Below are 20,845 nucleotides of genomic sequence, written 5' to 3' on the forward strand. Positions count from 1 at the left end.
GGACACAAGGAGAAACAAGCGGTGACCGAGTCGAAGCCCACGCCGGGGGAGCCAGCCCGGGCGCTGGCCGAACCCACCGGGTTCGTGGAGGTGTACCGCCGGGTGCTGAGCCCGCAGACCCGGCGAGCCATCGCGACGAAGGTGAGCCCCCGGGCCCGGCACCAGCTGAAGCAGTGGGTCGCCCGGGCCGCGCGCGACGGTCACCTCTCCGAGCGCCGGGGCGAACGGCTGGCCCGCCGCCAGCCGGAGTTGCTGGCCGGCGCGGACCGGGTGGTCGTCACCGCCGACCGGGGACCCCGGGTGGCCCGGATCGGGGCGGTCACCCCCCTGATGGCACGGCTGGACAATCTCACCGCGGTGACGGCGGCGCTCGACGAGGCCGGCGTACCCCACTTCCGGGTACGCGGCGAAATCCACCGCTCGTCGGTGGTCGCCGTCGACGCCGCGCACCGCGTGCGGGCGTACGCCGCACTCGCCGCCGCCTGCGGTCGGGTCCCCGGTTACGTCGGCGTGCCGGACGGTACCGGGCAGCCGGCCGCCGGCTTCGAACCGAAGTCCTGGGACCGGCTGGCCGACGCCCCGGTGGTGCGGCTGACCTGGTACTGGACCGACCCCCAGCGGCGGTTGGTGCTGGGGCAGGCGTACGGGTGCGACGTCGAGTTCTGGACCCGGGAGGGTGACACGCTCGTCGCGCCGCGACCCAACGCCGTCGCCGAACAGGTGACGGTGGCGGCGCCGCTGGTCCTCGTACCGGAGTCGCGGTTCACCGGCCTGGTGCCCGCCGCCGCGCCCGCGACCGCCTGGACCCGTCCGGAGTTCGCCGCACCGCGCCCGGACGATGTGCCGTTCCCGGTCGACGTGGTCTACACCTGGGTCGACGGCGCCGACCCGGTCTGGCTACGCCGACGGGCAGAGGTGGCCGGGGTGCCGTACCACGCGGAGGCGGCGAGCGCGGCCCGCTTCCTCAGCCGCGACGAGCTGCGCTACTCGCTCCGGTCGCTGCACATGTTCGCGCCCTGGGTGCGACATGTCTACGTGGTGACCGACGACCAGGTGCCCACCTGGCTTGACCCGTCCGCCACCGGGCTGCGGGTGGTCAGCCATCGGGAGATCTTCACCGACCCGACGGTGCTGCCGACGTACAACTCGCACGCGATCGAGAGTCAGCTGCACCACATCGACGGGCTCTCCGAGCACTTCCTGTACTTCAACGATGACGTCTTCCTCGGCACCGAGGTGCTGCCCCAGGACTTCTTCCTGGCCAACGGCATCTCCCGGTTCTTTCCCTCGCCGGCCCTGGTGCCGCCGGGCCCACCCGCCGCCGGGGACATCCCGTCGTCGGCGGCCGGGAAGAACAACCGGGCGTTGATCGCGGAGCGGTTCGGCACCGTGCTGACCCAGAAGATGAAGCACATGCCGCACGCGCTGCGGCGGAGCGTGCTCCAGGAGATCGAGCAGACGTTCCCGCAGCAGTACCGGCGGACCGCGGCGAGTCAGTTCCGCAGCATGGACGACCTGTCGGTCGCCTCGTCGCTGCACCACTACTACGCGTTCCACACCGGTCGCGCGGCACCGGGGAACCTGCGCTACACCATCGCCGAGCTGTCCCACCCGGACACACCCGCCCGGTTGGCGCACCTGCTCGCCCGTCGGGATCGGCAGGTGTTCTGCCTGAACGACGCGTTCTCCGTCGAGGAGGACCTCGACAAGCAGTTGGCGCTGCTCATTCCGTTCCTGGAAACGTACTTCCCGGTGCCGAGCCCGTGGGAACGGACCTGACCCACCCCGGACACGACGGTGGCCGGTCGCGCCCTCCCCGGCGACGACCGACCACCGTGCCCTCATGGGCGACCAGGCTCAGTACGAGTAGCCCGAGCCGCCAGCGTCGTTCGAGCCGCTGTCCGCCGGCGGTGCGACAGCCTTCGGCGTGCCCTTGGGCAGGCAGCTCAGGTTCTTCTTGCCGTCCGGCTGGACCACGAACCAGGTTCCACCGACAGCCTGGCCCTTCCACTGGCCGGGCTTCTTGTCACCGACGTAGCGGTAGACCGGCCAGCCGCCGACGGTGAGCTGACGGGTGCCGTCCTGCCGGGTCACGCTGCCGACCTTGTCGTCGGAGACGCCGGTGAGCTCCGGGTTGCCGTCGGTCAGTGCCGGGGGCCACACCTCGGCGCACTTGTCGACGCAGTTCGACGACGGCGGGTCGGCGGTGTCCTTGTCGAAGCGGTACAGGATCCAGCCGTCCTGGTCGGTGACCACCTTGCCCATCCGGGCGACACTCTTACCGACCAACTTGTCGGTCAGGTCGACGTCCGCGGGCGGGGCGTCGGCGGCGGGCGCCTCCGGGGAGGCCGAGGCCTCAGGTTCAACCGTCGCGGTGGGCTCGGCCGCGGCGACGGCGACCGGCTCGGCCGCGCTCGAGTTCGCCCCGTCGTAACCCGCGGGAGCGCAGGCCGTTAGTGCGACCATCGCGCTCGCGACGATGACGGTCCGCTTCATCTGTGCCACGTGCCCTCCTCATTCTTGACAGTTCACCCATAGGTACGGCGTGCGGGCTGTCAAGGTTGAAGTAGTAACAGTGGTCAATTTCACGTAAACTGATTGAACCGTTTTCCGTCTCCATGCGTACGCCCCCGCGAGGGGCCCCTTCGCGCAACGACAGATCGGCGCCGGTCATTGTGGCAATGACCGGCGCCGATGCGGTAACCGCGCTTACATGGGTACGGTGACCAGCGGACTCGCCACGCCGTTGGCATCCACCGACTGCACCTGGAGCTGCTTGATGTCCTTCGGCAGAGCCGACGTCGAGGCGCTGAGTTCGAGACCCTGCGGCCGGGTGTTGGTGCCATAACCGCCATCCGGCACCGACCAGGTCGAGATGACCTCGGTGGTGGCGTTCTTGCGCACCACCACCAGTCGGCAGATGCGTGGGCCGGGCAGCTTCCGCAGGCTGAAATTGATCCGGGTGCCGTAATCCTTCGTCACCAGGAACATGGTGGTCTGCACACCGGTGGTCGGGTCGGTCGCCTCGACCTGATCACCCTCCACCTCGGTGCCGCCCACACCCGGGCCGCTCGGCGCGGCCGTCGGCACGCTCGTCGGCGGGTCGTTGGGCGCGCTCGGCGTCGACTCGGCGAGCACCCCCGGCGGTTGATCGTTGCCGGTCACGCTGACGAAGCCGTACCCGCTCAGACCGCCGAAGACCACCACCGCGGCGGCCGTCGCGAGCATGTGACGAAACCGGGTACGCCGCCGGTCGGCCCGGACCGCGCCGAGCGTCCGGTCCAGCAGGGCCGGGTCGGTCGCCGTCTGTTCCAGCGCCATCATCGTCTCGCCGTCGATGTCGGAGAGCAGCCCGACGACCGGCACCATCGTCTCCAACTCGGCCGCGCACGCCCAGCAGGTGGCGAGATGCTCCTCGAACCGCTCAGTGTCCTGCTCGTCGAGCACACCGAGCGCGTACGCCGCGACGTCCATATGGTCCGGCCGGCTCATTCTGTCACCCCCCGCTCCTGCAGAGCCGTGCGCAGCGCGCGCAGCGCGTAATAGACCCTCGACTTGGCGGTGCCGAGCGGCAGGCCCAACTCCTCGGCGGCCTCCGGCACCGTCCGCCCCCGGAAGTACGTCGAGATCAGGATCTCCCGGTGCGACTGACTGAGCGTACGCAGCGCGTCCGCCACCGTCATGGTCCGCAGCACCCGGTCGGTGCTGTCCGCCTCGGCGAACGCGGTGAGGTCCCGGTCGTACGTCTCCGGCGGCCGGGCCTCCTGGCTGCGGTGCTCGTCGATGGCGATGCGGCGGGCCACAGTGACCAACCACGGCCGCAGCGAACCCTGCCCCTGGGTGCCCAGGCGGTGCGCGTTGCGCCAGGCCCGCAGCAGCGTCTCCTGGACGATGTCCTCCGCGCGCTGCCGGTCCCCCCCGGTGAGACGCATGACGAACATCAGCAACGGGCCGGCGTGCTCGGCATAGAGCTGACGGATCAACTGGTCGGAGTGGCTGGCCTCGGTCGTCGTCGCCTGATGGCGCCCGGGCGCCGGTCGCGGCGTCACCGGACCATTCTGGCGAGGCGTCGCCCGCGCGTCGACCCCCCGGGCAGACGAGGTTGACCGTGACGAGGGTCGCGCCGACAACCAGTCAGCGCGTACCGCGTCGCCATGCCAACCGGCCGCCACCGCGTGCATGCAGACCTCCGGGATGTTCCGTGACCAACACCGGCCCACGAGGTGGGCCGCCCGGTGGTACGCAGCGCCGGCCTCAGCGGATCAACAAACGACGAAAAAACTTCCCCGCCGCCGTCGAATGGACGGTCAGCGGCGCACCGAGAACAGCCCCGGCGGTGGCGGATCGGAGCCGGTGGCGTCGGCGTCCCGCACCACCTGCGCGCCACCGACGAAGCGGTCCAGGTCGTCGCCGGCCACCACCCGGCCGGGGAACCAGTCGCCGGCAGCGCGTCTGGTCAGCTCCGGCACCGGCGGTGTGGACCGCCCGGCGACCAGCACCAGATTCCCGTACCGGCGCCCACGCAGCACCGCCGCGTCCCCGATCAGGCAGGCCTGCGGCAGCACCGAACGGACCGTGGCGACCTGCCCTCGGGCGTGCCGCAGCGGCGGGCCGTCGGCGAGGTTCGCCAGGTACCAACCGGCGGGGCGGAGCACCCGGGCCACCTCGGCCGTGTACTCCACGGACGTGAGGTGGGCTGGCGTACGCGCACCGGCGAACACGTCGGCGACCACCACGTCGTAGCTGGCCTCCCGACTGGACGCCAGCACCGCCCGGGCGTCCTCCACCCGGACCCGCAACCGGGCATCGGACGGCCACGGCAACGCCCGACGGACCAGCTCCACCAGCGCACCGTCCACCTCGGACACCCGCTGGGTCGACCCGGGTCGGGTGGCGGAGACGTACCGGGGCAGGGTCAGCGCGCCGCCACCCAGATGCAGCACCCGCAGCGGCTCACCGGCCGGTGCGCTCAGATCCACGGCGGCGGCCAACCGCCGCACGTACTCGAACTCGAGGTGGGTGGGGTCGGTCAGGTCGACGTGCGACTGCGGCGCGCCGTCCAGCAGCAGCGTCCACGAGCCGGCCCGGTCCGGGGCCGGGACGAGCTCCGCCAGCCCGGTGTCCACCTGCTCGACCACCCGGTCACCCGTCCGTTTACGCCCCACCGGAACCAGTATCCGCGCTCATCGGGCGGCGCGGGCCGCGGCGGTCAGCGCGCGGTGCAGCAGCCGGGAATCGCCGAGCAGGGCCCGCAGTCGGCGCTCCAGGCCAGCGATCGGGATCAGGTTCTGCGGGGCCCGAGGATCCTTGTACGGGGTGGAGGCGAAGCGGGGCAGGGTCACCAGCGACAGGTCGGCCAGCTCGATCGCCGCCTCGACGGGCAGGTCGGCGGAGCACTCCACCCGAACGATGCCCGCCCACGGCGCGCCGATCGCCACCGGCAGCCGCAAATACCACGACCAACCACCCCAGGCGGTGCCGAGCCGGAACACCGGGGAGCGCTCACCCGAGGCCATACTCGTCACCACAGCGGTCAGCCGGGCATCCAGGTACTGACTGTGCTGCGTCTTGATGTAGCCCAGGGTGCGCGGCAACTGCCGACGACTGCGCAGCGGGCCGTCCACCACCAACAGGTCACCGTCGACCCGGGCGGCGTCGGACACCGCCACCTCCAACGCGGTCAGCGGGCCCTGCACGGCGGCCGGCAACTTCGCCAGCTCACCGGTGCCACCCACCCGGTGCACCGGGTAACGGATCGCGCCCGCCACCACATCCTGCGCCGACGGGCTCGCGGTGAACAGGCCCCGACCAACCCGGGTACCCGCCAACTGCGCCGCACCCCGCCCCAGGTCACACCGGACCACCCCGGCGGCGTACGAGGCGGCCAACCCGGGGAACGACAGGCCGTCGGTCTCCGCCGTCCAGATGCTCGCGTCGATGCGGCGAACCCCGTCGACCAGCAACACCACGTCGGGCGCCCGCACCCCGGGGCGTACCCCGATCGCCCGCCAGTCCACGGCGGGCAACTCCACATCCGCGTCGACCTGGGCGCTGCTCGGCGCGGCCGGCCCGGCGGCGGACGCCTCGAACGACGCCCCGTACGCCGGATCCCACGAATCCACGAAGAACGCGGCGTCGCTCACCGGCCCGTCCGCTCCACGCGCGCGGACCGGGCATCCTTGCGCACCTCGAAGCGGACCGGAATCCGCTCGGCCAGCGCGGGCACGTGGGTGACCACGCCGACCATCCGATCGCCCCGGGCCGCCAGGTTTTCCAGGGTCGCCGCCACCGTGTCCAGGGTGGCGGCGTCGAGCGTGCCGAAACCCTCGTCCAGGACGATCGACTCCAGGCTCGCCGCCGTGGTGGACATCCCGGCCAACTGCTCGGAGAGCGCCAACGCCAGCGCCAGCGACGCCTGGAACGTCTCACCGCCGGAGAGGGTGCGCACGCCGCGACGCAGCCCCGCGTCGTGGTGGTCGACCACCACGAACTCGCCCTTGTCGTGCACCAGCTCGTACTGCCCGGAGGACAACTCGCGCAGGATCCCCGACGCGCCGTCGACCAGCAGGTCCAACGCCTCGGCCAGCAACCACCGCTCGAAGTTGTTGGCCCGCAGGTGCCCGGCGAGCGCGCGCGCCACCTGCGCCTCCCGCTCGTGCCCCGCCCGCTGCTCGCGCAACGTCCCGGCCTGCTCGCGACGCTCGTGCAGCCGCCGCCGGTCGGCGTCGGCCCGCTCCACAGCCACTGTCGCCGCGTGCACCGGGTCGTCCCCGACCGGCACGTCGGCGGCCGCGAAGATGCCAGCGATGGCCCGCTGCACCCCGTCGGCCAGCGACTCGGCCTCCGCCACGGCGGCGGCCCGACCGGCCCGCTCGGCGCGGCGGCGGTCCGCCTCGGTGGTCGCCCACCCGGTCAGCGCCGCCCACGCGGCGGCCACGTCGTCCCGATCGGTCGCCGGTGGGCCGAACCGGGCCAACCCGTCACGGGCGGTGTCGAAGGCCCGCCACGCCGCCCGCAGCCGCTCCTCGGCGGCGTCCACCCCGGCCCGGGCCTGCCGAGCGGTCTCGCGGCCGGCCCGGACCGCGGTCGCCGCCTCCTCCAGCGCACGCCGCAACCGGGCGTGCTCGGCCAACTCCCGGCGCAGCACGGCCGGCTCGGCCGCGCCGGAGAGCTGCCCGTCCAGCTCGGCCAGCCGGGCCTCCATCTGCTCCTGCCGGGCTCGCGCCTGCACCAGCAGCCGCTCCAGCTCCCGCGCCGCCGTGTCCCGCTCCTGAACGGTCGCCTGCGCGGCCTTGGTCGCGGCCCGCGCGGCCTTGCCCGCCGCCGTCGCGGCGGCCACCGCCGAATCGGCCGGCACCGCCGGCACCTCGGCCACCGGCTGCTCGCACACCGGGCACGCCGCGCCGGCATGCAGATGCACGCGCAGACTCACCGCCAGGTCGGTGGCCTTCGCCTCCTCGTGCGCCCGGAAGGCCGCCTCCAGCTCGGCGTCGGCCCGCTCGGCGACCACCCGTGCGGCGGCCAGCGCCGCCACCGCGGCGGCATGCTCGTCATTCGCCGCGCGCACCGTCGCCCGGACCGTGTCGGCCTCGCCGGACAGCCGATCCCGATCGTCGTACGCCCGCAGTTGCAGTCGCAGCGCGCTCTCGTCACCGGCGGCGGCCAGCTCACCGCGCAGCTTGTCCTCCCGCTCCTCGGCCAGCGACACCGCGGTCGCCGCCGCCTCGGCGTCGGCCCGCGCCGCGGCGACCGCGTGAGCGACAGCGGTCACCCCAGCCGGCGCGCGCACCCCGGTCAGCACGGTCAGATCGTCGTCCAGCGCGGTCAGCGCCGCCGCGGCCTCCCGTGCGGTGACCCGGGCCGCCGCCAGCTCCGGCACCGCCTCGGCCACCGCGGCCGCCAGCTCGGCCATCCGCTCCACCCGGGCGTCGGCCTCGGCCAACGCCTCGTCGTCCACGCCGGTCAACCCGGCGAGCACCTGGTCGACCGCCTCCAGCCGGGCCTCCGCCTGCGCGGCGCGCGCCGTCGCCTTCTTCTGCACGTCCTCATAGACGCCGAGGCCCAGCAGGTTGACCAGGATCTGTTGCCGCGTCGCCGGCTTGGCGTGCAGGAAGTCGGCGAACTGCCCCTGTGGCAGCACCACACAGCTGGTGAACTGCTCGTACGGCAGCCCGACCGCCTCCAGCACCGCCTGCTCCATCTCGGCGGGGGTGCCGGCCACCACCTCGCCGAGGTCGTCCGGGCTCAGACCGGTGTCCAGTTTGGTCACGTCGAAGCCGGCCGGCATCAGCTGCAACCCGGCGTTCGCGGTCTTCACGTTGCCCCGGCCGTCCCGGCGGACCACCCGGGTCGCCACGTAACGGGCGCCGCCGGACTCGAAGACCAACCGCACCCGCGCCTCGGTCGCCGACGGCGCGAGCGCGTTCGCCAACCCTCGGGCACCACCCCAGCGCGGCACCATGCCGTAGAGGGCGAAGCAGATCGCGTCCAGCACTGTCGACTTACCCGAACCGGTCGGGCCGATCAGCGCGAAGAAGTCGGCGTCGGTGAAGTCGACTGTGGTCTCGTCCCGGAAGACCGTGAACCCGGCCATGTCCAACCGCATCGGACGCATCAGTGCTCAACCTCCTCGAAAAGCTCGTCGAAGAGCTCCCGGACACCCTCGTCGGCGTGGCCCCGGCTGTCCAGGTAGTCGGCGAACAACTCCCGGGGCGAACGCCCCGACCGCTGGGCGATGCGCGCGCCGCTGCCCGGCGCGGCCAACAGCTCCGGGTCGATCCGGATCTCCAGGGCCCGGGGGAGCAGCTCCTGAACCTCCTCGCGCAGGCCGGCGCGGGGTTGCTCCCGCACGTAGACCCGCAGCCACGCGTCCGGTGCCTCGATCTCGGCGAGCTGGGCCAGGGTGCCCCGCACCGTGCGCAGCGCGCTCGCCGCCGTCACCGGCACCTCCCGCACCCGGGCGGCGGTGCTGGCCGTCACCTCGACCATCGTCACCGAGGGAATGTTCTCCTGCTCACCGAAGTCCACAGCGAGTGGACTGCCGCTGTACCGCACCGGGCAGGGGCCCGCGACCCGCTGCGCCCGGTGCAGGTGACCCAGCGCCACGTAGTGCGCGGTGGCCGGGAAGACGGTGGCCGGAACGGCGTAGCCCAACACGGTGTGCGCGTCGCGCTCGCCACCACCGGTGGCCGCGCCGGTCACCGTCAGATGCGCGGTGACCAGGTGCACCCGGTCCGGTTCGGTGAAACCCTCGGTCAGTCGCCCCAGCACCCGGCCCAGGTGGTCGGCGTACGTCTGGTTGGTCTCCGCGGCGGTCAGCTCGTACATCTCCAACGCGCGCACCGCGTACCGCTGGGACAGGAACGGCAACGCGGCCAGCCGCCACCGCTCGCCACCGGCGGTGGTGCCGTCGATGACGTGCTCGTCCGGATTTTCCCGCACCCCGCCGCGCAGCGTGATGCCGGCGGCATCGGCCCACGGGCGCAGCGCGTCCAGCGCCGGGCCGTTGTCGTGGTTGCCGCCGATCGCCACCACGTCCGCGCCGGTCCGCCGCAGCGCCGTCAACGCCCTGGTGACCAGGCGGGTCGCCTCGGAACTGGGCGCGGCGGTGTCGTAGAGGTCACCGGCGACGATCACCAGATCCGGCTGCTCGGCACGGGCGATCTCGATCACCCCCGCCAGCACGGCCTTGTGCTCGTCGGCCCGGGACTGCCCCTTGAGCACCTTTCCCACGTGCCAGTCGGAGGTGTGCAGGATCTTCATGGCTGTGCCGGCCCCTAGCTAGAACGGGATGTCGTCGTCGGTGCCGCCGCCGGAGCCCACCACGGCGAACGGGTCGGCGGACTGGGTGATCGAGCGCAGCGTCTCCGATGGTGCCCGGCCCGCCTCGGAGACCCGGGTGGCCCAGGCCGGGAACGGGAACTCCAGGCAGAGCGGCACCGGGATGTCCGGCTGGTTGACGAACATGGTGCCCGGCTTGGCCAGCAACGCCCGCTGGCGCTGCGCGGGCGGCAGGAAACCGTACTCCGGGCGGGACGCCTCGGCCGGGTCGAGCCGGCCGACCACCCGGATCGCCGAGTTGGTGACGATCCGCCGCTCCACCTCGCTCGCCGTCTGCTGCGCGCCGATCAGGATCACCCCGAGCGAACGGCCCCGCTCGGCGATGTCGAGCAGGACCTCCTTGATGGGCGAGGAGCCCTCCCGGGGGGCGTACTTGTTGAGCTCGTCGAGGACGACGAAGAGCAGCGGCTTGGCGGTGCCGGACTTCTCCTTGCGCTCGAACTCGCTCTTGAGCGTCACACCGACCACGAACCGCTGCGCGCGGTCGGGAAGGTTGTGCAGGTCGACCACGGTGACCTGGGCCGACTCGCTCGTGTTGATCGAGTGGGGGCGGCGGGTGGCGAGGTCGCCACGGATCAGCCGGGCCAGGTCCTTCTTACTGCCGATCAACCGCCGGGCGAACGCGTTGACGGTGCCCAACCCCACCGCGCTGCCCGCCCAGTCGGAGCGGGTCTCGTCGTCGTTGAGCTGATCGACGATGTGGTCGACCAGGTCGCCGTAGGAGCCGAGGCGGACCCCGTCGATGCTCACCCCGCCGTCGGCGGGCTGGGCGTAGCGGGCCAGGTGCGCGGCCACCGAGTGGACCACCATCGTGTACTGCTGGCGCTCGTCGTCGGCGTCGGCGAAGACGTACGGCAGCAGACGGTCGGTGCAGAACTCGCTCAGCGTCCAGTAGAACGCATCCACCCCGGTGAGCCGGCTGCTCACATCCGGCGTGCCGGCCGAGTCGCCGACCCGGGGTGGGGCGTACACCCGCACGTCGGGGAAGGCGCCGGCGCTCAACCCGAGCTTCGCGTACGCCGCGCGGGTGGGATCGTCGAGGCGGGTGTTGGGGTGGTCCAGGAAGAGCAGGTCCTCACCCTTGACGTTGAAGATCAGCGCCTTGGCGTTGACCGCGTCGCCGCCCAGCACCCCGGAGCGGAAGACCGAGTAGAGCAGGAAGGTGGCGAAGCTGGTCTTGGTGGCCACCCCGGAGATGCCGGAGATGGAGACGTGCGCACCCCGACTGCCGTCGAGGAAGTCGGCGTTGAGGTAGACCGGGACCCCGTCCCGACCCATCCCCATCGGGATGCGCCGCTCCATCCGGTCGAAGTGCAGCGCGCGGGCCCGGGCGTCGCCCTCGGCCCGGAACACCACCGCGCCTGGGGTCGGCGGCACGTACAGCTCGGGATCGACCCGGGTGGTGGTGACCTCGGCCGCCTCCTGCACCTGCGCGGGCAGCGTGCCGTCGGCGATGGCGAACACGTCGGAGTCGAACTGGGCGCCCTCGTGCCGAGCGCGGACCTGGGTCACCACCCCGGCGATCGTCACCGGCTCCCGGTCCGGCAGCTCCCGTCGCGTGACCACCACGTCGTCGAGCTGGAGGTAACTGCCGGGCGCCACGGCCGTCCAGAACTGCAACGGGGTGGCGTCGGCGGTGCCCAGCACCCGCCCGACCGCCTCGCCAGGGCTGTCGAGGTCGGCGTCGGTCATCGGGCGACTCGGGTCGGTCGGGCATCACGGTCGGCGCGCATGCCCTGCATCCTGCCCGAGGAGTACGACAGGTCGCCACGCGACGCGTCGGACGACACCATGCGCCGTCACACTCATGACGCTGGGTGCTCGACCGAGCGCATGAGGTGGGCGGGAGTCGTGTAGGCGTGTCACCGCGCGAGGTCCGGACTCAACCCCCGAGGCGCCGGTCGCGTTACCTAGGCATGGAGCACGTATGAGTGACGACTTCGGCGCTTTCGTCGCGACGAGCGGCCCGCGACTGCTCCGCTTCGCCGTACTGATCACCGGGCAGCGGGCGGACGCCGAGGACCTGCTGCAGGAGGTGCTGGAGCAGGCGTATCCGCGCTGGCACGTGGTCCGGCAACGGCAACCGGAGGCCTACCTGCGTCGTGCCATGACGAACCGGTTGGTCAGCCGGTGGCGCTCGCCGTGGAACCGACGTCGGGTCGCCGGCCTCCCGGACGCGGTGCCGCAGCAGGATGAGACGACCCGGGTCGACGACCGGGAGCTGCTGCTGGCGGCACTGCGGGAGCTTCCACCGCGGATGCGGGCGGTGGTGGTGGTCCGGTACTGGCTCGGCTTCTCGGAGGCGGAGGCTGCTGCCGAACTGGAATGTTCTGTGGGCTCGGTGAAGAGCCAGGCTTCCCGTGGCCTGCACCGCCTGCGGGCCCGACTAGAGGCGGCCGGTGGTCCCCCACTCGACCTCGACCTCGCGGAGGAGAACCATGCGTGACAACGAGGTGGCCGCCCTGCTCGACCACGCCGTCGCGACCGTGGAGCTGCCACCCGGTCTCGCCCAACGGGTCGTCACGAGAAGCCGGGCGCGTCGCCGTCGGCGTCTGCTGCTGTCAGGTGGCACGGTGGCCGTGGTGGTCGCCGCCGGGGCACTGCTGCTCCCGCAACTGGGGCCGGCCGGTCGCGGCGGCGGTAGCGAGGGTGGGGGCACCGGGCTGATCGCCGCTGCCGAGGTTCCGGCCGGGATCGTCGGTCCCGACGGTCGACCGGTGACGCAGGCGCAGGTCGTGGCGGTCGGCCGGGTCGGTACGGAGACGCTGGTGCTGATCCGGCGCGAACCACGAGCCGAGGAGCGGGCCGCCGGGGGACAGGCGGTCGAGGTCCTGACCGCCCCGGACGTGGGCGAACCGCGCCGGTTGCTCGACCACCTCTCGTACGACCTGGCCTGCGTCGACGGTGACGTGGTCTGCGCGGCTGTCCGATCCGCCGGCAGTGGGCTGGGCGTTGCCGTGGCCCGTCGCTCCGGGGGCCGGCTCTACGTCCTCGCCCAGGCTCCTCAGGGGCGTACCGTCGAGGTCGTCGCCAACGGCGTGCCGCATCCGCTCGGCGCGGCGCCGCGGGGCGCGGTGGTCGAGGTGGTCGCCGCCGAGCCGTACCAAGAGGTGCAGGTCTGGGCGAGTACCGAGGACGGCCGGCGATACCAGATCCCGTGGGCCCCCGGGGCGGTGCTCATCGACTGAGGTCTCACGGACGGGCGTGGCGAAGCAGGAGGACGCCGTCCTCGGCGGCGAGCACGTGGCGCAGTGGCAGGTGCCGGGGCGGTGCGGCGTCGCCGGCGGTGATCCGGCCGGGGCCGGGCCCGGCCAGCAGCGGCGAAACGGTGAGGCACAGTTCGTCCACCAGGTCGGCGGCGGTGAGTGCGCCGAACAGGTGTGGGCCGCCCTCGCAGAGCAGTTGGGTGAGCCCGCGGCGGTGCAGTTCGGCGAGACCGGCCGCCAGGTCGACCCGCTCGGCGCCGCAGCGCAGCACGTCGGCGACGTCGGTCAGCCCGGGCGGCGGATCGGCGTCGGCGTGGGTGAGCACCACCGGGCGGGTCGGCGCGTCGGCGAAGGCGGCCTGCGCCGGATCCAGGTCGAGCGAACCGGAGACGACCACCAGCGTCGGGTACTCGGCCAGCCCGTTGGCACGGCGCCAGGCGCGGCGGCGCTCGTTGAGCCGGACCGCTCGGTACCCCTCGTGGCGAAGTGTGCCGGCGGCCACGACCAGTGCGTCGCAGACCATCCGCAGCAGGCCGAACACCCGCTTGTCCGGCTCGCCGGAGAGCCCGGCGGAGTAGCCGTCCACGGTGACCGCGCCGTCCAGGCTGGCCACGAAGTTCATCCGCAGTCGGGGCTTGTCGGCGCGGCCGTAGAGGGCGGTCAGCGCGGCGTCGTCGAGCGGCTGCGTCGACGGCTCGGGCCAGAGCCGTCGGATCGGAATTCCGACGGTCATTCGCCGGCCGGACCGGTGACCGGAGGGGTGGGTTCGGCGGTACGGTGCTGGCAGTCGCACCAGTTCCGGCCCGGGCAGTCGTCGTGTCGCCGGGCCCGGCACGCTCGGCAGATCATGCTCGCAGCCTAAGCCGCGGGAGGACAGGACAGCATGTCGCGTCAGATCTTCCAGCTGAAGATGTCCCTCACCGGGACCCGCCCACCGGTGTGGCGCCGGGTGCTCGTGCCGGCCGGTTACACGCTGGACCGGCTGCACCGGGTGGTGCAGCACGCGATGGGTTGGCGGGACTGCCACCTGCACTCGTTCGAGATCGACGCGGTGCAGTACGGCGAGCCGGACCCGGACGGGGAGTTGGCGTTGCACGACGAGCTGGACGTGCGGCTCGACGCGGTGCTCGGCAAGGGCAGCCGGTTCTCCTACACGTACGACTTCGGCGACTGGTGGGAGCACGACCTGGTCGTGGAGGACGCGTTGACCGCCGACCCCGACGAGCGGTACCCGGTCTGCCTGGCCGGCGAACGGGCCTGCCCGCCGGAGGGTGTCGGCGGGCCGTTGGGCTACCAGGCGCTCCTGGAAGCCCTGGACGACCAGAGCGCCACGGCCGACCCCGTCAGTTCCCGCCACGCGATGCTGCGCGACTGGGCGGGTTCGACCTTCGACCCGTCCCGGTTCGACCCCACCCGCGCAACCACCCTCCTCCGCCACTTCTGCTGACCCGCCCGCCCATCGGGCCCCCGCCTTGTTGATCAAGAAGTTTGCGTCAGCAGGGCTCCGTTTCCTGACCGAAACCTCTTGATCGCCGGGGTGGGGCGGGGGGTGTGGTTGGGGTTGGTGCGGTGTGAGTGGTCAGCGGTAACGATCTGGGAACGCTCCCAACGTCCTATTGACACTCCCGTTACCCGCCGGCAATCTCATGGGAGCGCTCCCGGAGGTGGTGTGTGTCACTCACGGACCCCGGCCCGGCGCGATGGGCACCCCCCACCACACACATCAGCCTCACCACCGGAAAGAGGGGTCAGCGAATGAGTGTCACCACGCGGCGTACCCGCCTGGCGGCCGCTGCCCTGGCCGCGATCACCGCGGTCAGCGGTCTCGCAGCCTGCGGCAACGACGACGACAAGCCAGCGGCCGGCGAGAAGCCCGCCAAGCTGGTCGTCGACACCTTCGGCGAGATGGGCTACGACGAGCTCGTCAAGCAGTACGAGAAGGACACCGGCATCAAGGTCGAGCTGCGCAAGACCGCACAGCTCGGCGAGTACCGGCCGAAGCTGGTCCGCTACCTGGCCACCGGCAAGGGCGCGGCGGACGTCACCGCCCTGGAAGAGGGCATCCTCAACGAGTTCAAGCCCAACGCGCGCAACTGGGCCGACCTCAGCCCGCTGGTCGCCGACCACTCGAAGGAATACCTGCCCTGGAAGTGGGAGCTGGGCAAGGCGCCGGACGGTCGGCTGATCGGTCTGCCGACCGACGTCGGCAGCCTCGCCGTCTGCTACCGCAAGGACCTGTTCCAGGCGGCCGGTCTGCCCGCCGAGCGCGACCAGGTGTCGGCGCTCTGGCCGGACTGGAAGGGCTTCCACGACGCCGGTCTGAAGTACAAGCAGGGCAGCGGCGGCAAGGCGTTCATCGACTCGATCACCGCCGTCTCCAACGGTGTGCTCTTCCAGGGCAACGGTGACCTGTTCTACGACAAGGAAGACAACATCATCGCGGACACCAGCCCCGCGGTGAAGAACGCCTGGGACACCGCCACCTCGATGGCGGACATCTCCGCCAAGGCGTCCACCTGGTCGCCGGAGTGGTCGGGTGGCTTCAAGCAGGGCACCTTCGCGGCCACCTTCTGCCCGTCCTGGATGCTCGGCATCGTGTCGGACAACTCCGGTCCGGCCAACAAGGGCAAGTGGGACGTCGCGTCCGTGCCGGGCGGCGGCGGTAACTGGGGCGGCTCGTGGCTCGCGGTTCCGGCGCAGAGCAAGTACCCGAAGGAGGCGGCGAAGCTCGCCGAGTACCTGACCAACGCCAAGAGCCAGGTGGAGGCCTTCAAGCTCAAGGGCCCGCTGCCCACCAACCTGGAGGCGCTGAAGAACGAGGCCTTCCTCGGCTACACCAACGAGTACTTCAGCAACGCGCCGACCGGCAAGATCTTCGGGGAGAGTGTCGCCAAGATCCAGCCGATCCACCTGGGTCCGAAGCACCAGGCGGTGAAGGAGAACGCGCTCGAGCCGGCCCTGCGGGCGTTCGAGAACGGGCAGGCCGACAAGGCCAAGGCCTGGGAGCAGTTCACGAAGGACGCAAAGACTCAGGGTGCCTTCTGAGTGATTCCCTGCCGGTGGCGTTCGGGGTTTCCCGGACGCCACCGGCCGGTCCCCTCCGCGTAGCGCCCTGCGCGAGGGCCCCCGGGCCTCGCTGGAAAAGGAAATTCGCATGAGCCTGTCGGCCACGACGGCACGGCCGTCGCCAGCAGCACCGCCTTCTCCCGACGTCGATCGCCGACGTCGACGGGGAAGGTTATTCAACCGCCTCGATGTCAAGTACTCGCCGTACCTCTACATCGCCCCGTTCTTCCTGATCTTCGGCGTATTCGGGCTGTACCCGATGCTGCGTACCGCCTGGATGTCGCTGCACGACTGGGACATGATCGGCGAGCACACGTTCATCGGCTTCGACAACTACACCCGGCTGGTGTCCGACGAGTACTTCTGGAACGCGCTGGTCAACACGTTCGGCATCTTCGCCCTGTCGACCATCCCGCAGTTGTTGCTCGCCCTCTTCCTGGCGAACCTGCTGAACCGGAGCCTCCTGCGCGCCAAGACCTTCTTCCGGATGGCCATCTTCATGCCGAACGTGGTGTCGGTGGCCGCGGTCGCGATCGTCTTCGGGATGTTGTTCCAGCGCGAGTTCGGCCTGTTCAACTGGCTGCTCAGCTTCGTCGGTGTCGACCCGGTCGACTGGGACGGGCACCGGTGGAGTTCCTGGACGGCCATCTCCTCCATGGTCAACTGGCGGTGGACCGGGTACAACACCCTGATCCTGCTCGCCGGCATGCAGGCGATCCCGAAGGACCTCTACGAGGCCGCGGAGATCGACGGTGCCAGTCCGTGGCGACAGTTCTGGCAGATCACCCTGCCCATGCTCAAGCCCACCTTCATCTTCGTGGTCATCCTGTCCACGATCGGCGGCATGCAGCTCTTCACCGAGCCCCTGCTCTTCGGCAACGGCAACATCATCGGCGGCAACCAGCGGGAGTTCCAGACGCTGGCCATGTACATGTACGAGATGGGCATCGTGAACCTGAACACCGCCGGCTACGGAGCCGCGGTCGCCTGGGCGATCTTCATGATCATCATCGTGGTGTCGCTGTTCAACTTCCTACTCGTCCGCCGCTCGGCGAAGTGAGGAGAGATCGATGATCTCGGCTTCCCAGCGCCTGTGGCGCACCAGCCCGCTGACCTACCTGGCGCTCGTCCTGGCGGCGCTGCTGTCGATCTACCCGTTCTACTACATGCTGGTGATCGGCAGTCGCAGCCTGGACAACATCAACGACGTGCCGCCGCCGCTGACCCCCGGTGGCGCGTTCGGTGACAACTTCGGGCGGGTGCTCGACAACGACGCCGCCAACTTCCTCACCGGCATGATGAACTCGATCATCGTCTCCTCGGTGGTCACCCTGTCGGTGGTGCTCACCGGTTCGCTGGCCGGGTTCGCCTTCGCCAAGCTGAAGTTCCGCGGCAGCAACGCCCTCCTGCTGGCGATCATCGTCACCATGATGATCCCGACCCAGATGGGGCTCATCCCGCTCTGGGGCATGATGCAGGACCTGGGGTGGTACGACACCCTCTACGCGGTCACCGTGCCGTTCCTGGTCACCGCCTTCGGCGTGTTCATGATGCGGCAGTACGCCAGCCAGGCGATCTCCGACGAGCTGATCGAGGCCGGCCGCGTCGACGGCGCGAGCACGTTCCGGATCTACTGGAGCATCGTGCTGCCCGCGCTGCGTCCCGCCGCCGGTGTCCTCGGTCTGCTGACCTTCATGGAGACCTGGAACTCGTTCCTGTGGCCGTACGCCATCCTCACCCCGGAGAACCCGACCCTGCAGGTCTCGCTCTCCTTCCTCTCGTACGCCTACTACACCGACTACTCCCAGGTGTTCGCCGCCACGGCGATCGGCACCATCCCCCTGGTAATCGTCTTTCTCGTGTTCGGCCGCCAGATCATCGGCGGGATCATGGAAGGTGCCGTCAAGTCGTGAGCAACCCCGCCAGCCCACCCGCCGTCGATGTCCTCGACGAGCGCCCCGGGCTGACCTTTCCACCCGGATTCCTCTGGGGGGCCGCGACGGCGGCGTACCAGATCGAGGGAGCGGCGGCCGTGGACGGCCGTGCCCCGTCGATCTGGGACACCTTCAGCCACACCGAGGGTCGGGTCGTCGCCGGACACACCGGGGACGTGGCGTGCGACCACTACCACCGCCTCGGCGACGACGTCGCGCTGATGGCCGAGCTGGGCCTGAAGTCGTACCGTTTCTCGGTCTCCTGGTCCCGGGTGCAGCCCACCGGCACCGGCGCGGCCAACCCGGGCGGCCTGGACTTCTACCGGCGGCTGGTGGACGAGCTGCTGGCCAACGGCATCGAGCCGTGGCTCACCCTCTACCACTGGGACCTGCCGCAGCCGTTGGAAGACGCCGGCGGCTGGCCGGCCCGGGACACCGCGGCCCGCTTCGCCGACTACACCACCCTGGTGGCCGACGCGCTCGGTGACCGGGTGCGCTACTGGACCACGCTGAACGAGCCGTGGTGCTCCGCGTTCCTCGGCTACGGCTCCGGCGTGCACGCCCCCGGCCGCACCAACGGAGCGGACGCGGTGCGAGCCGGACACCACCTGATGCTCGGTCACGGCCTGGCCGTGCAGGCACTGCGGGCCGCCCGGCCGGCCGCCGAGGTGGGCGTGACAGTCAACCTCTACCCGGTCGACCCGGCCAGTGACAGTCCCGCCGACCGGGACGCCGCCCGGCGGATCGACGGGTTGGCCAACCGGTTCTTCCTCGACCCGCTGCTGCGCGGGTCGTACCCGGAGGACCTGGTGGCCGACCTCAGCACGGTGACCGACTTCGAGCACGTGCGCGACGGCGACCTGGCGACCATCTCCACGCCGCTGGACCTGGTCGGGGTCAACTACTACAGCCGGCACGTGGTCGCCGCGCCGGTCGAGGGCGTCGAGGCCGACCCGGCCCCCTCGTGCTGGCCGGGCAGCGAGGACGTCCGGTTCGTCACCCGCGGTGTTCCGGTCACCGACATGGGCTGGGAGATCGACGCCCCGGGTCTGACCGAGACGCTGCGCCGGGTGAACGGCTACACCGATCTGCCCCTGTACGTCACCGAAAACGGCTCGGCGTTCGTCGACTCGGTGGTCGACGGGCAGGTCGACGACGTCGATCGGCTGGCCTACTTCGATGCCCACCTGCGCGCCGCCCACGAGGCGATCGACGCCGGAGTGCCTCTGCGGGGATACTTTGCCTGGTCGTTGATGGATAATTTCGAGTGGGCCTGGGGTTACACCAAGCGGTTCGGCATGATCCACGTCGACTATGACAGCCAGGTCCGCACCCCCAAGTCCAGCGCCAAGTGGTACGCCTCGGTGATCCGGCGCAACGGTCTGGCCGCACAATAGGCTCGGGCCAGCCATCAGGACGGCCCCGGCGTCCACCTCCCGCAGGTGGCGCCGGGTCCGCCCGCCGTCGGAGGAGCAGACGATGACAACGCAGCGCACCCGGTCGCTCGGGCGCCCGACCCTCGACGCGGTCGCGGCGCGTGCCGGCGTCGGTCGGGGCACGGTCTCCCGCGTGGTCAACGGCTCGCCCCAGGTCAGCCCGGAGGCCCGGGCCGCGGTCCAACAGGCCATCGCAGAGCTGGGGTACGTGCCGAACCGGGCCGCCCGTGCGCTCGTCACCCAGCGGACCGACTCCGTCGCGCTTGTGGTGTCCGAATCCGGCGAGCGGGTCTTCACCGAGCCGTTCTTCGCCAGCATCGTGCGGGGGATCAGCTCCGGGTTGCTGGAGACGCCGATGCAGCTCTGGCTGGCCATGGCACAGTCGCCGGTGGAGCGGGAACGGGTCGAGCACCACCTCACCAACCAGCACGTCGACGGCGTACTGCTGCTGTCGTTGCACGACTCCGACCCGCTGCCGACGCTGCTGGAGGAACGTGGCCTGCCCGCCGTGCTCGGCGGTCGGCCCGCCCGCATGCTGCAACCCGGCGCCCAACCGGCCTGGTTTGTCGACGTGGACAACGTTGGCGGAGCCCGGCAGGCCGTGGAATACCTGGCGAGGCAGGGGCGGCGACGCGTCGCCACCATCGCCGGTCCGCAGGACATGGGTGCCGGCCTGGCCCGGTTGGCCGGCTACACCGACGCGGTAAAGGCCACCGGCGCCAGCGTCAACCCCGACCTGATCGCGTACGGCGACTTCAGCGAGGGCAGCGGCGCGGCGGGAATGCGCCGGCTGCTGGAGGTCTGCCCGGACCTGGACGCGGTCTTCGTCGCGTCCGACCTGATGGCGTTCGGCGCACTGCGTACCCTGCGCGAGGCCGGCCGGCGCGTTCCGCAGGACGTCGCGGTGATCGGCTTCGACGATGCGACCATCGCCCGACAGGCCGAACCGCCGTTGACCACTGTCTTCCAGCCGGTGGAGGAGATGGGCCGGCAGATGGCCCGCCTGCTGGTGGCCCGGATCCGTGGCGAGGAGCTACCCGCCTCCCACATCCTCCTGGACACCCAACTGGTCCACCGAGCCTCCGCCTAACCCACCCGTCCAGGAACCCACACGCCGCGCCCCGCACGGCGCGTCGATCATGGACTTGGCCTGGACATTTCTGGCATCCCGACTCGCCAACCTCATGATCAAGAAGGCCGGCGGGGCAAGATCGTGCTCGATCCTGGATTGAGTGGCCTCCCGGCGACCGCACACCACTACATCCAGGATCGAGCACGATCTTGGGGTGTAGTGGCGTGCGGGGCCTGCGGGGCGCGGGGCATGCGGGGCGCCGGCGTGCGTGGTGGGCGGGTGAGCGGTGGG

At 71.3% G+C, this 20,845-nt stretch carries 18 protein-coding genes; 9 read left to right on the forward strand and 9 right to left on the reverse strand.

What is annotated here, in order from left to right:
* The first annotated feature begins 21 nt into the window (after positions 1-21).
* Entirely contained in the window at positions 22-1,779 is a 1,758-nt protein-coding gene (locus MED15_RS22980) for a stealth family protein (RefSeq protein WP_208646711.1), read from the forward strand.
* A 78-nt stretch (positions 1,780-1,857) separates the two neighbouring features.
* Here MED15_RS22980 and MED15_RS22985 read toward each other — a convergent pair whose 3' ends face one another.
* From MED15_RS22985 to MED15_RS23020, 8 genes are all read right to left on the reverse strand, one after another.
* On the reverse strand, positions 1,858-2,505 hold the full coding sequence (locus tag MED15_RS22985; protein ID WP_112736905.1) for a hypothetical protein: 648 nt from the start codon (positions 2,503-2,505) through the stop codon (positions 1,858-1,860).
* A 204-nt stretch (positions 2,506-2,709) separates the two neighbouring features.
* Positions 2,710-3,492 carry an anti-sigma factor family protein gene (locus tag MED15_RS22990; RefSeq protein ID WP_112584980.1) on the reverse strand — a complete coding sequence of 261 codons (783 nt, stop codon included), beginning with the start codon at positions 3,490-3,492 and terminating at the stop codon, positions 2,710-2,712.
* The gene (locus MED15_RS22995) at positions 3,489-4,181 is read right to left on the reverse strand and encodes a sigma-70 family RNA polymerase sigma factor (RefSeq protein WP_091400696.1); all 693 of its coding nucleotides are present in this window, start codon (positions 4,179-4,181) and stop codon (positions 3,489-3,491) included. The genes MED15_RS22990 and MED15_RS22995 overlap by 4 nt, the downstream gene beginning before the upstream one ends.
* A 126-nt stretch (positions 4,182-4,307) precedes the next feature.
* Positions 4,308-5,165 (reverse strand): spermidine synthase, encoded by an 858-nt coding sequence (locus tag MED15_RS23000; RefSeq protein WP_112699346.1) that lies wholly within the window; start codon positions 5,163-5,165, stop codon positions 4,308-4,310.
* Between the two features lie 18 nt (positions 5,166-5,183).
* Positions 5,184-6,143 carry a hypothetical protein gene (locus tag MED15_RS23005; RefSeq protein WP_112699347.1) on the reverse strand — a complete coding sequence of 320 codons (960 nt, stop codon included), beginning with the start codon at positions 6,141-6,143 and terminating at the stop codon, positions 5,184-5,186.
* A complete protein-coding gene (locus MED15_RS23010) occupies positions 6,140-8,614 on the reverse strand; it encodes an AAA family ATPase (protein WP_112584986.1) in 2,475 nt (824 codons plus the stop codon). The genes MED15_RS23005 and MED15_RS23010 overlap by 4 nt, the downstream gene beginning before the upstream one ends.
* Complete coding sequence (locus tag MED15_RS23015; RefSeq protein WP_112584988.1) at positions 8,614-9,762, reverse strand: exonuclease SbcCD subunit D; 1,149 nt, start codon at positions 9,760-9,762, stop codon at positions 8,614-8,616. The genes MED15_RS23010 and MED15_RS23015 overlap by 1 nt, the downstream gene beginning before the upstream one ends.
* Positions 9,763-9,780: 18 nt before the next feature.
* Complete coding sequence (locus MED15_RS23020) at positions 9,781-11,532, reverse strand: ATP-binding protein (RefSeq protein ID WP_112584990.1); 1,752 nt, start codon at positions 11,530-11,532, stop codon at positions 9,781-9,783.
* Between the two features lie 235 nt (positions 11,533-11,767).
* Between MED15_RS23020 and MED15_RS33855 the strand changes: the two genes are divergently transcribed.
* Both MED15_RS33855 and MED15_RS23035 read left to right on the forward strand, forming a co-directional pair.
* Positions 11,768-12,286, forward strand: coding sequence for a SigE family RNA polymerase sigma factor (locus MED15_RS33855; protein ID WP_192581137.1), 519 nt, complete (start codon positions 11,768-11,770; stop codon positions 12,284-12,286).
* Positions 12,279-13,028 (forward strand): hypothetical protein, encoded by a 750-nt coding sequence (locus tag MED15_RS23035; protein ID WP_112584995.1) that lies wholly within the window; start codon positions 12,279-12,281, stop codon positions 13,026-13,028. Before MED15_RS33855 ends, MED15_RS23035 begins: the two co-directional genes overlap by 8 nt.
* 4 nt (positions 13,029-13,032) lie before the next feature.
* Here MED15_RS23035 and MED15_RS23040 read toward each other — a convergent pair whose 3' ends face one another.
* Entirely contained in the window at positions 13,033-13,779 is a 747-nt protein-coding gene (locus MED15_RS23040; protein WP_112584997.1) for a pyrimidine reductase family protein, read from the reverse strand.
* 150 nt (positions 13,780-13,929) lie between these two features.
* On the opposite strand from MED15_RS23040, the gene MED15_RS23045 reads away from it, so the two are divergent.
* From MED15_RS23045 to MED15_RS23070, 6 genes are all read left to right on the forward strand, one after another.
* Complete coding sequence (locus tag MED15_RS23045) at positions 13,930-14,493, forward strand: plasmid pRiA4b ORF-3 family protein (protein WP_112584999.1); 564 nt, start codon at positions 13,930-13,932, stop codon at positions 14,491-14,493.
* A gap of 308 nt (positions 14,494-14,801) precedes the next feature.
* Complete coding sequence (locus MED15_RS23050) at positions 14,802-16,091, forward strand: ABC transporter substrate-binding protein (RefSeq protein WP_112585001.1); 1,290 nt, start codon at positions 14,802-14,804, stop codon at positions 16,089-16,091.
* Positions 16,092-16,200: 109 nt separating this feature from the next.
* Positions 16,201-17,172, forward strand: coding sequence for a carbohydrate ABC transporter permease (locus MED15_RS23055; protein WP_112585003.1), 972 nt, complete (start codon positions 16,201-16,203; stop codon positions 17,170-17,172).
* A 10-nt stretch (positions 17,173-17,182) separates the two neighbouring features.
* The gene (locus tag MED15_RS23060; RefSeq protein ID WP_091400707.1) at positions 17,183-18,025 is read left to right on the forward strand and encodes a carbohydrate ABC transporter permease; all 843 of its coding nucleotides are present in this window, start codon (positions 17,183-17,185) and stop codon (positions 18,023-18,025) included.
* Positions 18,022-19,443: a GH1 family beta-glucosidase gene (locus MED15_RS23065; RefSeq protein ID WP_112736907.1), complete on the forward strand. Its 1,422-nt coding sequence runs from the start codon at positions 18,022-18,024 to the stop codon at positions 19,441-19,443. The genes MED15_RS23060 and MED15_RS23065 overlap by 4 nt, the downstream gene beginning before the upstream one ends.
* An 82-nt stretch (positions 19,444-19,525) precedes the next feature.
* On the forward strand, positions 19,526-20,572 hold the full coding sequence (locus MED15_RS23070; RefSeq protein ID WP_091400709.1) for a LacI family DNA-binding transcriptional regulator: 1,047 nt from the start codon (positions 19,526-19,528) through the stop codon (positions 20,570-20,572).
* Positions 20,573-20,845: the final 273 nt, after the last annotated feature.

Origin of the sequence: Micromonospora noduli, from assembly GCF_003264475.1 — a bacterium.
In the GTDB taxonomy this organism is placed as follows: domain Bacteria; phylum Actinomycetota; class Actinomycetes; order Mycobacteriales; family Micromonosporaceae; genus Micromonospora; species Micromonospora noduli.

Coding starts and splice junctions, on each gene's coding strand:
- MED15_RS23040 (WP_112584997.1), bottom strand. CDS start 13,779: ATGACCGTCGGAATTCCGATCCGACGGCTCTGGCCCGAGCCGTCGACG.
- MED15_RS23055 (WP_112585003.1), top strand. CDS start 16,201: ATGAGCCTGTCGGCCACGACGGCACGGCCGTCGCCAGCAGCACCGCCT.
- MED15_RS22990 (WP_112584980.1), bottom strand. CDS start 3,492: ATGAGCCGGCCGGACCATATGGACGTCGCGGCGTACGCGCTCGGTGTG.
- MED15_RS23070 (WP_091400709.1), top strand. CDS start 19,526: ATGACAACGCAGCGCACCCGGTCGCTCGGGCGCCCGACCCTCGACGCG.
- MED15_RS23010 (WP_112584986.1), bottom strand. CDS start 8,614: ATGCGTCCGATGCGGTTGGACATGGCCGGGTTCACGGTCTTCCGGGAC.
- MED15_RS23050 (WP_112585001.1), top strand. CDS start 14,802: ATGAGTGTCACCACGCGGCGTACCCGCCTGGCGGCCGCTGCCCTGGCC.
- MED15_RS33855 (WP_192581137.1), top strand. CDS start 11,768: ATGAGTGACGACTTCGGCGCTTTCGTCGCGACGAGCGGCCCGCGACTG.
- MED15_RS23015 (WP_112584988.1), bottom strand. CDS start 9,762: ATGAAGATCCTGCACACCTCCGACTGGCACGTGGGAAAGGTGCTCAAG.
- MED15_RS23035 (WP_112584995.1), top strand. CDS start 12,279: ATGCGTGACAACGAGGTGGCCGCCCTGCTCGACCACGCCGTCGCGACC.
- MED15_RS23020 (WP_112584990.1), bottom strand. CDS start 11,532: ATGACCGACGCCGACCTCGACAGCCCTGGCGAGGCGGTCGGGCGGGTG.
- MED15_RS23045 (WP_112584999.1), top strand. CDS start 13,930: ATGTCGCGTCAGATCTTCCAGCTGAAGATGTCCCTCACCGGGACCCGC.
- MED15_RS22995 (WP_091400696.1), bottom strand. CDS start 4,181: ATGCACGCGGTGGCGGCCGGTTGGCATGGCGACGCGGTACGCGCTGAC.
- MED15_RS23060 (WP_091400707.1), top strand. CDS start 17,183: ATGATCTCGGCTTCCCAGCGCCTGTGGCGCACCAGCCCGCTGACCTAC.